Source organism: Formosa sp. S-31, assembly GCF_051172795.1.
Taxonomy (GTDB): Bacteria; Bacteroidota; Bacteroidia; order Flavobacteriales; family Flavobacteriaceae; genus Formosa.
Window position 1 is genome coordinate 435,138 of record NZ_JAENDK010000002.1, and the last position, 15,172, is coordinate 450,309.

The 15,172-nt window shown below is 35.8% G+C and carries 17 protein-coding genes; 11 read left to right on the forward strand and 6 right to left on the reverse strand.

The features are described 5' to 3' along the window. The first annotated feature begins 55 nt into the window (after positions 1-55). Positions 56-232 carry an adenylosuccinate synthetase gene (locus I3217_RS02160; protein ID WP_435048083.1) on the forward strand — a complete coding sequence of 59 codons (177 nt, stop codon included), beginning with the start codon at positions 56-58 and terminating at the stop codon, positions 230-232. 473 nt (positions 233-705) lie between these two features. After that, the gene (locus tag I3217_RS02165) at positions 706-1,611 is read left to right on the forward strand and encodes a DUF6268 family outer membrane beta-barrel protein (protein ID WP_435048084.1); all 906 of its coding nucleotides are present in this window, start codon (positions 706-708) and stop codon (positions 1,609-1,611) included. 22 nt (positions 1,612-1,633) lie between these two features. On the opposite strand, the gene I3217_RS02170 is transcribed toward I3217_RS02165, so the two are convergent. Then, a complete protein-coding gene (locus tag I3217_RS02170; RefSeq protein ID WP_435048085.1) occupies positions 1,634-2,557 on the reverse strand; it encodes a 1-phosphofructokinase family hexose kinase in 924 nt (307 codons plus the stop codon). A gap of 123 nt (positions 2,558-2,680) precedes the next feature. Beyond that, positions 2,681-3,736 (reverse strand): NAD(P)-dependent alcohol dehydrogenase, encoded by a 1,056-nt coding sequence (locus tag I3217_RS02175; protein WP_435048086.1) that lies wholly within the window; start codon positions 3,734-3,736, stop codon positions 2,681-2,683. A gap of 260 nt (positions 3,737-3,996) precedes the next feature. Between I3217_RS02175 and I3217_RS02180 the strand changes: the two genes are divergently transcribed. The 5 genes from I3217_RS02180 (at position 3,997) to I3217_RS02200 (ending at position 8,373) form a co-directional block, all read left to right on the forward strand. Continuing rightward, positions 3,997-4,428, forward strand: a complete 432-nt coding sequence (locus I3217_RS02180) for an FKBP-type peptidyl-prolyl cis-trans isomerase (RefSeq protein WP_435048087.1) — start codon at positions 3,997-3,999, stop codon at positions 4,426-4,428. Between the two features lie 324 nt (positions 4,429-4,752). Continuing rightward, the gene (locus I3217_RS02185) at positions 4,753-5,940 is read left to right on the forward strand and encodes a pyridoxal phosphate-dependent aminotransferase (RefSeq protein WP_435048088.1); all 1,188 of its coding nucleotides are present in this window, start codon (positions 4,753-4,755) and stop codon (positions 5,938-5,940) included. Between the two features lie 3 nt (positions 5,941-5,943). Beyond that, positions 5,944-7,092 (forward strand): permease, encoded by a 1,149-nt coding sequence (locus I3217_RS02190; protein ID WP_435048089.1) that lies wholly within the window; start codon positions 5,944-5,946, stop codon positions 7,090-7,092. 131 nt (positions 7,093-7,223) lie between these two features. Beyond that, a complete protein-coding gene (locus tag I3217_RS02195) occupies positions 7,224-8,012 on the forward strand; it encodes a HipA family kinase (RefSeq protein ID WP_435048090.1) in 789 nt (262 codons plus the stop codon). Beyond that, positions 7,990-8,373: a DUF3037 domain-containing protein gene (locus I3217_RS02200; protein ID WP_435048091.1), complete on the forward strand. Its 384-nt coding sequence runs from the start codon at positions 7,990-7,992 to the stop codon at positions 8,371-8,373. Before I3217_RS02195 ends, I3217_RS02200 begins: the two co-directional genes overlap by 23 nt. Before the next feature lie 8 nt (positions 8,374-8,381). Here I3217_RS02200 and I3217_RS02205 read toward each other — a convergent pair whose 3' ends face one another. Genes I3217_RS02205 through I3217_RS02215 form a run of 3 tightly spaced genes read right to left on the reverse strand, consistent with a single transcriptional unit; the run spans position 8,382 to position 9,817 of the window. Beyond that, on the reverse strand, positions 8,382-8,870 hold the full coding sequence (locus I3217_RS02205) for an SRPBCC family protein (RefSeq protein ID WP_435048092.1): 489 nt from the start codon (positions 8,868-8,870) through the stop codon (positions 8,382-8,384). Positions 8,871-8,876: 6 nt separating this feature from the next. Next, the gene (locus I3217_RS02210) at positions 8,877-9,338 is read right to left on the reverse strand and encodes a TspO/MBR family protein (protein ID WP_435048093.1); all 462 of its coding nucleotides are present in this window, start codon (positions 9,336-9,338) and stop codon (positions 8,877-8,879) included. Beyond that, positions 9,335-9,817 carry a glutathione peroxidase gene (locus tag I3217_RS02215; RefSeq protein WP_435048094.1) on the reverse strand — a complete coding sequence of 161 codons (483 nt, stop codon included), beginning with the start codon at positions 9,815-9,817 and terminating at the stop codon, positions 9,335-9,337. Before I3217_RS02215 ends, I3217_RS02210 begins: the two co-directional genes overlap by 4 nt. 237 nt (positions 9,818-10,054) lie before the next feature. On the opposite strand from I3217_RS02215, the gene I3217_RS02220 reads away from it, so the two are divergent. From I3217_RS02220 to rlmF, 4 genes are all read left to right on the forward strand, one after another. Continuing rightward, complete coding sequence (locus I3217_RS02220; protein WP_435048095.1) at positions 10,055-10,633, forward strand: TetR/AcrR family transcriptional regulator; 579 nt, start codon at positions 10,055-10,057, stop codon at positions 10,631-10,633. A gap of 26 nt (positions 10,634-10,659) precedes the next feature. Beyond that, positions 10,660-11,292 carry a nitroreductase family protein gene (locus I3217_RS02225; RefSeq protein ID WP_435048096.1) on the forward strand — a complete coding sequence of 211 codons (633 nt, stop codon included), beginning with the start codon at positions 10,660-10,662 and terminating at the stop codon, positions 11,290-11,292. Between the two features lie 67 nt (positions 11,293-11,359). Next, positions 11,360-12,520 (forward strand): iron-containing alcohol dehydrogenase, encoded by a 1,161-nt coding sequence (locus tag I3217_RS02230; protein ID WP_435048097.1) that lies wholly within the window; start codon positions 11,360-11,362, stop codon positions 12,518-12,520. A gap of 92 nt (positions 12,521-12,612) precedes the next feature. Continuing rightward, positions 12,613-13,467, forward strand: coding sequence for a 23S rRNA (adenine(1618)-N(6))-methyltransferase RlmF (rlmF, locus tag I3217_RS02235; RefSeq protein WP_435048098.1), 855 nt, complete (start codon positions 12,613-12,615; stop codon positions 13,465-13,467). 56 nt (positions 13,468-13,523) lie between these two features. Here rlmF and I3217_RS02240 read toward each other — a convergent pair whose 3' ends face one another. After that, positions 13,524-15,077, reverse strand: coding sequence for a DEAD/DEAH box helicase (locus I3217_RS02240; RefSeq protein ID WP_435048099.1), 1,554 nt, complete (start codon positions 15,075-15,077; stop codon positions 13,524-13,526). Positions 15,078-15,172 lie beyond the last annotated feature (95 nt).

Here is a 15,172-nt window from a genome sequence, read left to right on the forward strand (position 1 = left end):
TTTCATTTTATATTTTGTAACTTATAGAATATAAAGAACTTAATTTAAAATAGTTATGTTGTTAGTATACGGGGCTTTAATGTTACAATTACCCATAGGGACACCAAATCCCGATGATAATTCCGCTATAGATTTATCCAGTCCATTCGATGTGATTGTATTTATAGTTATGCCAATAGCCATGATTATATTTTATATCGTTTGGAGACGAGCCAAAAGGAAAGATAAGTAATGAAAAGAAGTAACTATGTGTAACAGATGTTTTTAAATGTTGATTGAAAATGAAAATTTGATTAGAAAACTTCAAAAATTGCAATCGCTGAGAATCGCGTATTTAAAAATTTCCTTTACCAAAACCCGTATATTAAAATTATACGCATGTATATTAAACTAGGCTTTTAGTGAAAAACTAACGTAGCAGTAAATAATGTTGGAGAAGGTTAAGGTTAAAAATATTCTATTTTACATAATATAAATTATAGCACATAATGTGTAAAATGCCGAATATTGGTATTTAACATAGTTGTAGATATAATGAATACGCAGTGTTTTATATCGTCAACAATTAAGTTAGAGCTATTTTACGACCTAATAGCACTTTTTAAACTGACCAAGGATTATAAAAAATGAAGAATTACTCTTATATGTATTACACAAACTAATACCTTTGTTAAAGCATAATATCCCAAATCCGTATTACAATAAATGAAAGTTTTAGTTTCTGTTCTTTTCTGTTTATGTTCTCTTTTCAGTTTCTCACAAGAATATGTAAATCTGGCAACCGCATTTTATAGTAATACACCAAACAATAGTTTTGAAAATTCTAAAGCCCAAACCCAAATTGAGGAATTATCACTCGATATTACACTTCCAATTCCATTAAATGAAAACACTGCACTTTTAACCGGACTGTTTGCCAATACAACGAATTTAAAATTAGATCCCGAGCAATCTACAACAGATTTAAAAGTTATTGGTCTGGGCCTCGGATTAAACCATGTTTATAATAAAAAATGGTCGGCGACTTATATGCTTATTCCTAAACTGGCAAGTGATAAATTAAGATTTAACAGCGACAATTTTCAATGTGCTTTTCTGGCTTTAATAACTAACACCAGAACAACAGATTTTAAATTAAAATATGGTTTATATGCTAATACTGAAAACTACGGGCTTTTGTTTGTTCCCATTTTAGGAATTTATTATTTGAGCGAAAATGACAAGCTGGAAGCCAATTTAAATCTTCCTATTTTAGCTGATATTAATTACAGATTAAGTTCCCGGTTCTGGACTGGTGTTAAGTTTGATGGCCTTGGAACGACCTATAATTTAAGTCAGAATAACTATACCGAAGCCAAGGATTACGTGGTTAAAACCACTAATGAAATATCGGGATATCTCAGATACAAACTGTTTGATTCTGTTTATTTAAACGCTAAAGTTGGGTATGCTATAGGACGTTCATACGATGTTTATGACGGTAATTATACCGTAGATTTTGCTATAACCAATATATATTTTGGAGATCACCGCAACCGACTGAATACAAGGTTTAAGGATGGCGCCTTATTTAAAGTCGAACTCCTGTATCGTCTTCATTTTAAAGACTAATTACGCGTTCTATTTTACATAATTATTTTAAGAAAGTCAATACCTTATTAATATGGTCCTGGGTTGCTAAATTTGTGCCTTCAGTCATTGTGGTCGCCACGCCGCAGGCTACGCCCCATTTAATTATGTCTTGTGGAGTCATCCCTTTTTGTATGGCATAAACCATTCCGGCAACCATACTATCTCCGGCACCAATTGTACTTTTTACGGTAATTTCCGGAGGTTTACAATAGAAAATTCCCAAAGGACAAGCCAGAAACGCTCCTTCCCCTCCTTGAGATACAGCAACATACTGCACTTGTTTAGATTGTACCAGATCCATTGCAAATTCTTCCTGCTGCATTTTATTCAATTCGGTATTCCCGGCCAGTTGCGCCAGTTCTTTTCTATTGGGTTTAATTAAAAACACAGGTTCCTTTAAAGTTTCTGTTAATGCTTTACCCGAAGTATCTATAACGACTTTAATGTGCCTGTCGGTTAGTAACTTAACTAATCTGGCATATAAATCCTGAGGCATGGAATCTGATAAACTACCGCTTAAAATAACCAATGCCGGTTCCTGAGCTTTAGCCAGAACGGTTTCTGTAATGGTTTCAATTTCTTTTTCCGTTAAGGTTTGTCCCGGCATTCCAAATCGATATTGTAATTGTGTATGGGTATCAACTACCGATAAATTCTCTCGTGTCACACCCTGAACTTTAATAGGTAAAGTGTCTACTTGTTCTTCTTTTAATAATTTAGTGAGCTGGAATCCAGTGTCACCACCGGCAGTATAAATACAGGTGTTTTTTACCCCAAGAGTATGTAGTACTCTGGATATATTAATCCCCCCTCCTCCAGCCTGATACTGGATATCATAACAACTTAATTTCTGATCGGGTATAACCTGATCTACTTTTGCACTTTTATCTAATGCCGGATTTACGGTTAAGGTAATGATAGTCATATCACTTTATTTATGGATTAATATGCTAGTATAAAAATAAAGCTTTCCGTACAAAGCACCTATTATTAAATTAAAAAACCGATACGGTAATGCATCGGTTTTAGTTAGCTATTAGTTGGGGCTTTAATTTTTAAGTGATCCCATATCGATTACAAATCGGTAATGTACATCACTCTTTAACATGCGTTCATATGCTTCATTAATCTCCTGAATATTTATAACCTCTATATCGGAAGTAATATTGTGTGCACCACAAAAATCCAGCAGTTCCTGGGTTTCTGCAATTCCTCCAATAAGAGAACCTGCAACCTTTCGACGTCCCATAATCATAGGAACAGAATTAAGCATTGGGTCTAAGGGGCCTAAGTACCCCACAAGCACTAAAGTTCCGTTTACATTTAAGGTACCAACATACGGATTTATGTCGTGTGCATAAGGAACCGTATCTATAATTACATCAAATTTACCTTGTACATCTTTCATTTGACTCTCATCTGTGGAAATAACCACATGATCTGCTCCCAACCTTTTGGCATCCTCTATTTTTTCGGGAGAACGGGAAAACAAAGTGACTTCGGCTTTTAGTGCATGTGCCAGCTTTATGGCCATATGTCCTAAACCACCCAATCCTACTACAGCTACTTTACTCCCTTCGCTTACATTCCAGTGCCGTAAAGGTGACCAGGTTGTTATTCCGGCGCATAACACCGGTGCAACACCGGCAAGATCCAGGTTATCGGGAACAGATAGCACGAAATGTTCGTCAACAACTATACTTTCTGAATATCCGCCAAAGGTAGGTTGTTGTAAATGTTTATCTTGTCCGCCATACGTTCCCACCCATTCCGGGCAGTATTGTTCCAGATCAGCTTTACAGTTATTACAGCTGCGGCAGGAATCTACCAAACAGCCTACAGCAACAATATCACCTACTTTATGTTTGGTAACGCCATTTCCTGTTTGAGTTACCCTGCCTACAATTTCATGTCCCGGTACCACAGGATATACTGTGAATCCCCAATCGTTGCGGGCAAAATGGAGATCGGAATGACATACGCCGCAATACAAAATTTCCAGTTCTATATCTTTAGGTGTTGCCAGTCGCCGTTTAATATCCATTGCCCCCAAAGCATAATCGGAAGCGTCCGTTCCGAAGGCCTTTACTTGTTTTGTTTCCATAAAAATTAATGTGTTTAGAATGTAATGTTCTTATGATGAGGCATATAAAGTTACTCAATTCCGTAGTCAGAACCAATTAATTACTTTCAGGATGTTATTTTATCAGGTAAAATCAAATAGTCCTATTATTATGTAGTTAAAACCTGTCAATATTACAGGTGTCAGCCTTTGGCTTGGTTTTAGCGCTTGACATGCTAAATATTAATCAGGAATTCATAAAAGTTATGAGCCACCTGTTTAAAAATTAAAAACAAAAGTTTATGAGTCAAGTTAAAGAGAACAATACAGTTAAAGTACACTACACGGGTAAACTATCTAACGGTCAGGTTTTTGATACATCGGAAGGTCGTGAGCCTCTTGAGTTTACTTTAGGCCAAGGACAAATGATTCCCGGGTTTGAAGCTGCGTTGATCGACATGAAACTGAATGAAAAAAAGACCATCGATTTACCAATGGAAGCGGCGTTTGGACAATCGCGCCCTGAATTAATTCAGGAAGTACAGAAAAATCAATTACCACCGGAAATAAATCCGGAAGTTGGTATGGCTTTAGTCTCTACCGCTCCTGATGGTACAGAGCATAATTTAATGGTTGTGGAAGTAAAGGAAGACACAATTACTGTTGATGCCAACCATCCGCTTGCCGGACATGATGTAACTTTCGATTTAGAAGTTGTAGATATAAAAGGATAAAACCTTTATATTAAATTTATTATCCATAAACCTGATTGATTTTTTAGAAATTAATCAGGTTTTTTTGTGTTTTTAAAACAAGGTTGTATTCCCCGTTACCACTCTAAATTACTAGGGTTAATAATATATTCCATTCCCAAAATAACACAAAATTACCGTTGTAAACTTGATATTTTTTAAACGTTTTTTTGATTATAAAATAATTTTTTGAAATATTATTAATCAATTATTAAATTCAATAAAAATTTTAACGTTTATTCCTGATTTTAACATTTTATATTTAAATAAAATTCTAATTTTAAACTAAACATTAAAAAAATCACAATGAAATCATCATCTATTAGTAGAAGAAATTGGTTAAAAACGGGAACCCTTACTTTTGCTGGTCTGGCTATGATGCCAACCGAAATCTGGGCGAAATCTGTCGAAGATGCTCAAAAATCCAATCGTCCATTTGTATTTTCAAATGCTACGAATTTTAATGAATTTACTCCTCCTCTGGTGGATGACGTAGAATTAAAAGCTATTTTAAGAGCCAATGAAAATCCTTATGGACCACCACCCTTAGCGGCAAAGGCTTTTCAGGACGAAGTATTTGCCGGAAACCGATATGCCTGGGGCACCTTAACCAACCTAATAGGTATGATTGCAGAAAAAGAAGGTGTTAAAAAAGAAAACATCCTTATGGCTCCAGGGTCTTCTGACCTTTTGGAAAAAGTTGCAATGGTTTTCTTTCAAAAAGGTGGCGATGTTATTAGTGCCGATCCGAGTTATATGTCTTTAATTCATGTCTCTGAAGCTGTTGGTGGGCAATGGAAATCTTATAAATTAACTCCCGATTCACAGCACGACTTAGAGGCTATGGAAGCCGGTATTGATGCGAATACAAAACTGATATACATTTGTAACCCTAACAACCCGACAGGCTCTTTAACCGACGCTAAAAAGCTAAAAGCATTCTGTTCTAGAGTATCAGAAAAAGTTCCGGTTTTTGTAGATGAAGCTTATATCGAACTGTCTGATAACGGACTTAAAGACAGTATGGTTGATTTAGTAAGTCAGGGTAAAGATGTAATGATCGCAAGAACCTTTTCTAAAATCCATGGTATGGCAGGATTGCGTATTGGGTATTTAGTTGGTAAAACTGAAACCTTAAAGCGTATCAATGATATTACCCGTGGAGGCATGGGGATTACCGGACCTTCTATTATGGCGGCTACAACCAGTTTAAAAGGTGAAGAATTTCTAAAAATGTCAAAATCCAAAATTGCAGAAGCCCGTAATTATACTAAAGCGTTCTTAGACAAAAAAGGCTATCACTACCTGCCATCAGAAACCAACTTTATCATATTTGAAATTTCTATGGATGGCAAACCTTTCCTGGAGCAAATGTATAGTAAAGGTGTTGGTGTGAGAGCGTTTACCTTCTGGGATAAAAACTGGTGCCGTGTAAGCATGGGAACAATGGAAGAAATGAAATTATTTACAGAAGCTATAGACCAAATTTTATAAAACATGACAGAAGCGCATATAAAAGCACTTTCTTTCCTCTGCTTTATTTTAATTGGAATAGCCCTTAAAAAGAAATTTTCCTCTAAAGATGAAGTAAACGGACTAAAAAAGATTATTCTGTTACTGGCTCTGCCAGCCACTATATTTATTGCTTTGCTTCAGGTAAAAATAAACACCCATTTATTGCTTTTACCTTTAATTGCTTTGGCGTTTAACGGTATACTTTACGGTATTACTCCAACACTTTTAAATATTACCGGAATACACGATACTTCTATCAGGAATACCGCTAAATTACTTTTACCTTCTTTAGCTCCGGGTTTATCCTGCTTTCCTTTTATTTTGGAATTTCTGGGGTCTCCGTATCTGGCTAAGGCAGCTATGGCTGATTTAGGAAACAAGTTTTTTGTACTGTTTATCCTATATATACTGGCAATATCCTGGTATTATAAAAATCAGAATACCAAACCGGAACCTATTAAAACAAAACTGAAATCATTAGCTAAAGTTATGCTTTTTGAACCAGTGAATATATTTATTCTGGTAGCTTTAATTTGTGTGGGATTTGGAATAACCATGACGAATCTTCCTGGGTTTATTCAGCTTAATTTAAGTCGTTTAAGTAATATAATGACACCATTAATACTTCTTTTTATTGGATTAGCTGTAGTGATAAAAAAGAAACAGATTGCTCAGATTTTCACCTTATTAATGTTAAAGTACGGCGTAACCCTTTTACTTATCGGTACGATTATTTCAGTTGTAGATATTAAGGTGCCACAGGATATTCTATTGCTTTTAGCTTTTGGATTAAGTGCCTGTAGTTTCTGGCCTTTCGCCCATATTTCTTCAATTGCAGCCAAAGAAGTTGATGTTGAAGAGGTGCAAAAAACATTTCATGTCGATTTTGCTTTATCCATACTGGCATTATCTCTTCCTCTGGCGGTACTATATATATTAGGAATTTTAACCGCAGGAACAACGTTTACTCATGCTTCAAATATTTTCCTTTTAGGTAGTATAACACTAGGTGTAGGATTGATATTCCCGATTTACCAAAATATAAAACGCTATAAAACAGCAGAAACTGAAACCTACAAAACAAATTGGTTCGAACATGCCTTTCAGGTCATGATTCATATATTTAAATAATATAAGTAACCGACTCATTAGTATCTTGGCCTGGAATGTCTATTTTCAGGCCATTTTATTTTCTACGTAATATACCATCCATTGTTTCTGTTAGTGCATTTACTTTATCTTTGCATTCATTTTAAAAGATTATGAGCATACAAATACGAGAGGTTCAGGTCATGCGGTATATTACACCTTTGCGAGAAGGTGGTTCTTTACCGGCTATAGCTGCCGCCGACGATGATTTTAACTATGTTGTTAAGTTTAAAGGTGCCGGTCATGGCCCAAAAGGATTAATATCGGAATTTCTTGGTTGTGAAATAGCTCGCAAATTAGGACTACGCGTACCGGAAGTTGTTTTTGCCGAACTGGACGAAGCCTTTGGTAGAACTGAAGGAGATGAAGAAATACAAGACCTTTTAAAATGGAGTCAGGGTGTTAACATTGGTCTTCATTTTCTATCCGGGGCGATAAACTTCGATCCTGTTGTAAATGATGTCGATGCTGAAACAGCTTCTAAAATTGTCTGGTTAGATGCTTTTATTACCAATATAGATCGTACGCACAGAAATACAAATATGTTGATGTGGCATAAGGAATTATGGCTTATAGATCATGGTGCTTCGTTTTACTTTCACCATACCTGGAAAGATATTGAAAAGGCAGCACAGACCCCGTTTGCTATGATTAAAGATCATGTTCTGCTTCGATCGGCTTCGGAATTAGAAGCCATTGAAAAATCAAGCAAAACGCTTATTACTCCTGAGTTTTTAACGGAATTGATAGAATTAATCCCTGAAAGCTGGCTACAGTGGGAAGGGTTTTTAGAAACCCCGGAAGAATTTAAGGCAGGATACCTCCAGTTTTTAACTACACGATTAGCACATTCAGAAATCTTTACTAAAACTGCCATCCATGCAAGAGAAAATATTATATGAGTATGCCGTAATCAGGTACTTGCCGCAGGTTGAACGAGAGGAATTCGTTAACCTTGGGGTTGTGTTATACTCGAAATCCAAGCGCTGTGTAAAAATAGAATATCATTTAGATACTAAACGTCTTATGGCATTCAGTAAAGCTGTGGACATCGATTTGGTTCGAGAGCATCTTAACGCTTTTACAACTATTGCTTTGGGGACAGCTAAACGTAGCGTAATTTCTGAACTCGACGAAGCATCTAGGTTCCGATGGTTAACAGCTGTGCGAAGTTCGGTAATACAAACCTCCAGACCACACCCCGGATTTAGTTACGACTTAGATAAAACGATAAAGACTTTAATGCAGGAACTCGTGTTATAAAGATGCTTTTATGTACGTTGTGGACTTCCAAATAATTCCTCCAGTTTCTTTCTTCGGTATTGGAAAATTTCTGTCAGCTTTGGCTTTATTAGCAGGGGAAATATAAAACGTCCCAGAATACCTATAGGCAATTTAAAATCTATAATATCCTCCATTTCTGTACCGTGGATTCCAGGTTTTAAGATGTGTTTATGATGCCATAATTTATATGGTCCAAAACGCTGTTCATCTACAAAATACGAGTTATCCTTAACGTGGGTTATTTCAGTTACCCAATGTGTTTTAATCCCTAAAACAGGCGTTACGATATACTGAATAATTTGGCCGGGATACATTTCGGTATCACCACCTGATAAAATGTCAAAAGACATATATTCCGGAGTAATTGTCTTCAGGTTTTCAGGTCGGGATAAAAATGCCCAGGCTTCATCTAAAGGGATTGGCAATGTTTGCGAACATTTTAATTGATACACCAAACCGTATCTCGTAAATTCCATAAACTATTAATTAAATAAAATGATGTACCCATTTAAACTACAGGCAAGTAATAACCAAATGGCATAAGGGGCTATTAACAGACTATTTTGTTTTAAAAGCGACTTATATTTTACATAAAACAGAACTATTAAAACCGTTAAACTTGATAATATCAACATAGCTAAATTCACAACATGCAAATTAAAGAACAAATAGTTCCAGATCACATTTAAAATACATTGCAAGCCGTACAAAAGATAAACTTCAGATTGATTTTTTAGGCTGATTAATTTGGCCATATAAAAAGAAAAACAAAACATGATAACAGACCAGGCTAAACCAAACACCCGACCCGGCGGTGTCCACGGTGCTTTATTTAAATTTAAATACCACGCACTAGCCGGACCATTATTCATTAGGAAACTGCCAAGCGCTAAACATCCAAAATTAATAATCAGAAACAAAAAGATTTTCCAGTAGTATTTCATTTTAAATGTTTTGTGATTTTTATACTCAACGGCTTAGTAATGGAATAATAATAGTCTATTATTTGCCCTTCTGGATTGATTAAATATTTTTGGAAATTCCAGCGTACCGTAGAATTTTTACTTCCGTTACATTCTTTTTTCGTTAACCACGCGTATAAAGGATGTTGCTCCTCGCCTTTTACCTTGAGTTTTTCACTCATCACAAAAGACACTCCGTAATTACGCTCGCAAAATGAAGTAATTTCTGGAGCCGTTCCCGGCTCCTGCTGTCCGAATTGATTACAAGGTGTGCCAATAACCATTAATTTATCCTGATACTGCTTGTATAATGCCTCCAGATCTTGATATTGTCCGGTAAAACCACATTTAGAAGCCGTATTAACAATTAAAAGGTATTTTCCTTTATACCTACCTAAATCTATCGGTTGTCCTGATAAATCTTTTAATGGAATATCATATATACTGTTACAGTCCCTCATATGACTTAATATTTTTTATCATAGTAATGCTAAATTAAAAATGCGTTTAGATACATACAAAATGTCTAACTGTTTGTTTTGTATTATTAGACAAATATAATACCCTTTAATGAATAATTATTGAAATGAGCTTAAAATTAAATGGAATTTAACACGGCGTTAAATCGATACTAAACATTCAAAAAATGAATGTTTATTCTTTTTTTAAAACTATATTTGCAGCCGAAATTAATATAGATGCTTACTTTAAAAAAGAGTGAAATAAAACGGGCGGCTTTGGTAAAGGCTACAATTAGTTTAGTTAATAATCAGGGATTCCACGATGCTCCTATGGCTAAAATTGCCAAAATGGCCAATGTTTCACCGGCAACTATTTATTTATATTTCGAAAACAAACAGGATTTAATCAATCAGGTTTATATAGAGGTTTATGGCAGATATCTTGATTACGCCTTTAAAACTTATGTAGAAAACATGTCTGTTCAAGACGGTTTTAAACTGATCTGGCATCGTATTGCCAAGTTTAAATTAGAGAATGAAGATGAGGGCTTTTTCCTGGCTCAATGTCAAAATACGCCAATGATAGACGAAAGTAGCAGACAACGCGGTTTAAAATATCTGGAGCCCCTGCTCGACCTGTGGAAACGCGGACAGGATATAGGTCTTATTAAACCTATTTCGCCTTACCTGCTTTATGCTTATAGTATACACCCTCTGGGGTTTTTAATGCATGCCCAGCGTAGTGGCGAATTTAAATTTACCAAAGCGCATCTGGAACATGCCTACCAGATGGCCTGGGACAGCATTAAACTTTAATATTTAAATTTATTTACATTACATATATGGAACTTTTAGACAAATTAAACTGGAGATATGCAGCGAAAGCCATGAATGGCGAAGTTGTAGCAGAAGACAAAATTGAACGCATTTTAGAAGCTGCACGTTTAGCTCCAACATCCAGTGGATTACAACCATTTGAAATTTTAGTGGTTACCAATAAAGAACTTAAAGAAAAGATTAAGGCAGTAGCATGGAATCAATCTGTAGTAACAGACTGTTCTCATTTATTAGTGTTTGCTGCCTGGGATACTTACACAGCAGACCGTATAAACAAAGTGTTCGATAACACGAACGATATTAGAGGTTATAAAAACGAAGGCTTCGAAAATTACCGTCAGATGCTACTAAATGTTTATCCTCAAAAAGATGCCGAAGAAAACTTTATACACACTTCTAAACAAGCGTATATCGCCTTTGGTTTAGCTACAGCAGCTGCGGCTTACGAAGGTGTAGATGCAACGCCAATGGAAGGCTTTGAACCTGACGCTGTGGACGAAATTTTAGGTCTTAGAGCAAAAGGTTTACGCAGTACTCTATTATTACCTTTAGGGTATAGAGACGAAGAAAACGACTGGTTAGTAAATCAGGTGAAAGTAAGAAAATCGAAAGAAGAGTTTATTACTGTTATAGACTAATTCCGGATAAAATCAATAATAGCCTTATCCCCTAAATAAGCTGTATTTTCAATAAAAATTAAAGACGATGAATAATTTTGAATTCAAAAATCCAACAAAAATAATTTTCGGAAAAGATTCTATTGCAAAATTAGCAAACGAAATTCCTTCAGATGCTAAAGTATTGCTACTTTACGGTGGAGGAAGTATAAAACAGAATGGCATATACAATCAGGTTAAAGCAGCCTTAAAAGATATAGACCATTTGGAATTTGGAGGGATACCAGCCAATCCGGAATACGACATTCTTTTAAAAGCCTTAAAATGTATTAAGGAAGAACAGATTACGTATCTCCTTGCTGTTGGCGGAGGTTCTGTTATTGATGGTACTAAATTTTTATCGGCAGCGGCATATTTTGAAGGAGAAACACCCTGGGACTTGTTAACCAATAAAATACCAACACTGGAAGGTATGCCTTTTGGAACGGTATTAACCTTACCTGCAACCGGCTCGGAAATGAATTCGGGAGCAGTAATTACAAGAGCCGAAACGCAGGAAAAACTGGCTATGGGTGGTGCCGGATTATTTCCTAAGTTTTCTGTTTTAGATCCTCAGGTAATACAATCTATTCCCGAGCGTCAATTGGTAAACGGCATTACCGATGCCTTTACCCATGTACTCGAGCAATATATAACCTACCCTGCAGGTGCCCTGTTGCAAGACCGTTTTGCTGAAAGTATTATGCAGACATTAATAGAAGTAGCACCTAAAATAATCGAAGATCCTAAGGATTATAATGCGGCTTCTAATTTTATGTGGAGTTGTACCATGGCTTTAAACGGATTGATTCAAAAAGGTGTTCCTACAGACTGGGCTATCCATGCTATGGGACATGAATTAACAGCCTTATTCGGAATTGATCATGCCAGAACACTTGCTATAATTGCCCCAAGTCACTATCAGTATAATTTTGAAACTAAAAAGGAAAAATTAGCACAATACGGCGAGCGTGTATGGCAAATCACAGAAGGAAGTCTGGAAGATAAAGCCTACCAGGCTATAGAACGTACAGAGGCCTTTTTTAAATCTTTAGGCATACACACCAGATTATCGGAATATACCGAAGCATATGAAGGTACAGCAGAATTAATTTCTCAACGCTTTTATGAGCGCGGCTGGATGGGCTTAGGTGAACACCAAAATTTAAAACCCGAAGATGTAGAGCACATAGTAACTATGGCATACTAAAATTTTCCCCAAATATTAACTAAGCAAAAGCCTTCTATTCCATTTTAGGAATGAAGGCTTTTTTCTTTTTATCTTTGGCCTAAAGTTTTTCAATGCATCCCGCCAACAAACATAACAAACCGTATAATTTTAAAGCCCTAATAAAGCAACATCCGGCTTTAGCTCCTTATGTTTTTATAAGTCCGCTATCCGGACAGGATACTATAGATTTTTCCATTAACGATGCGGTAATACAATTAAACAAGGCTATTCTTAAAACAGATTATGGTTTAAAGGAATGGAATATTCCACATGGCTATTTATGTCCTCCTATTCCCGGACGCGCAGACTATATTCACCACCTTAACGATTTAGTACAGGTAGATAGTAATCAACAAATTAAAGGTCTGGATATTGGTATTGGAGCCAATGCCATATACCCCATTCTTGCCACTCAAACTTACGGCTGGCATATGGTGGGCTGCGATATTAACGCCAAGGCAGTAAAAAGTGCCAGAGAAAACATTGCGTATACACCAGAATTGACTAATCGTATAAGTATAAGACAGCAGACCAGTAATGCCGATATTTTTAAAGGTATTATTAAACTGGAAGAATACTTCCATTTTACGATGTGTAATCCGCCTTTTTTTACTTCGGAAGCTGATGCTGACAAAGCAACTAAAACTAAATTAAAGCAATTAAAAATAAGCGGGAATACCGCTCAAAATTTCGGTGGTCAGGCTAACGAACTATGGTGTAATGGTGGTGAGGCATTATTTATTAAACGAATGATAAAACAAAGTGTCGGTTTCAAAACTCAGGTGGGATGGTTTACAACGCTGGTAGCTCATAAAATACATTTAGCTAAGCTTCTAAAGCAATTAGAAAAACTAAAAGCAACGTATAAAGTTATTGAAATGGAGCATGGCAATAAAAAGAGTCGTATTCTTGCCTGGAAATTTTAATAAAAAAACGGTCTTTTGTAAAAAGACCGTTTAAGTATATTTGAATTTATTCCGTTTTAATCTTCCGGTGGAAAACCATTAATCTCTTCGTATAATTCATCAAAATTCTCACGAATATAAGCTCTTAACTTTTTGCGATAATCGTCTCGTAACCATTCCACAAAATTATAAGTACTTTTACTAATACATTTGGTATAGCGCTGAATACGATAATCAATATCATCACCAAGCATTTTAGCCAAGCCCAGAGCATCGTACATGTCTTCACTGTTCTCTGTACAAATATAAGCATGATGGCGAATAGAACGCTCTAACACTACTTTAGAAGACTCTCCCTTACGAATAGAATCAATATAGGTTTTTCTTACATCGAAATACACTGAATTTGATTTAGAAAATTCCTTTCTTAAATCTTCCGGCATTTCGTATCTGAAATTTTCCTCAAGCTCTTCATCACTTAAAATTCCATCCAGATAGAAGTTTGGCGATCTGAATATTTTTTGCCAGTCTAAATCTGCTCCCCAAGGACCAAAACGATGGAAGTTATTTCCTAAATCAATCACATTAAAAGTCGATTTATCTTTTAAAATACGCGATCCACGACCAATCATCTGATAATATAAGGTAAGTGATTTAGTCGCACGATTTAATATAATGGATTCTACTGTAGGTTCGTCGAATCCGGTGGTTAAAATACTAACCGAAGTTAAAATAGCATCCGGCGTTTCTTTAAACCATTTTAATATTTTTTTACGCTCCTTTTTAGTATTGGTATTATCCAAATGAGCAACCGGATATCCGGCAGCTTTAAACGTGTCGTACACGTGAAGCGACGTATTAATACCATTATTGAAAATCAGTGTTTTTTTACCTTTAGATCGCTCTTCGTAAGCCTGTAACAGTTTACCAAGCATATCGCTGTTGGTATATAAATCTTCCGAAGATTTTACGGTATAATCACCATTGGCACCAACCACTAAAGAGGTTAATCCTACATTATAGGAATATACTTCTGCCCGGGCAAGGAAATTATTTTCGATTAACGACTGAATTGATTCACCAACGATAAGTTCGTTATAGTTATCATTCATAGGTAACTTAATGTTCGAACTTAAAGGTGTTGCGGTTACTCCAAGAATAAAAGAATTCTCGAAAAACTTAAATAATTTAGTAAAGGAGTTATAGTGTGCCTCATCGATAATAACCAAACCAATATCTGAAATATCAAGTTTATCGTCGTTCAAACGGTTATTTAGAGTCTCTACCATGGCCACGAAACAGCTGTATTCTTTCTGGTCGTCCAGGTTAGCCTTACTGTGAATGACTTTATTGGTTACCCCAAATTCGGTTAACATTCCCGAAGTTTGCTTACACAATTCTATACGGTGTGTCATAACCAGCACCTTTTTATTATGATGCTTTAAATATTGTCTGACGATTTCAGAAAATATTACGGTTTTACCACCTCCCGTAGGTAACTGGTATAGTAAATGGTAATCTTCCGGGGCTTCTTCAAAACATTTGAAAATTTTATTTATGGCCCCGCGTTGGTAACTATATAAATCTTTTCCGGCTTTCCTTTCTGCTAATTCTGTAGCTGTAACTGACATTCACATTGACTTTTAAGAGTTGCAAAAATAAGGCGTTTTCTAGGCTTTTTGGTTATATTTCTTGAGAAATTATGGCAGATTCCTATTTTTTATTA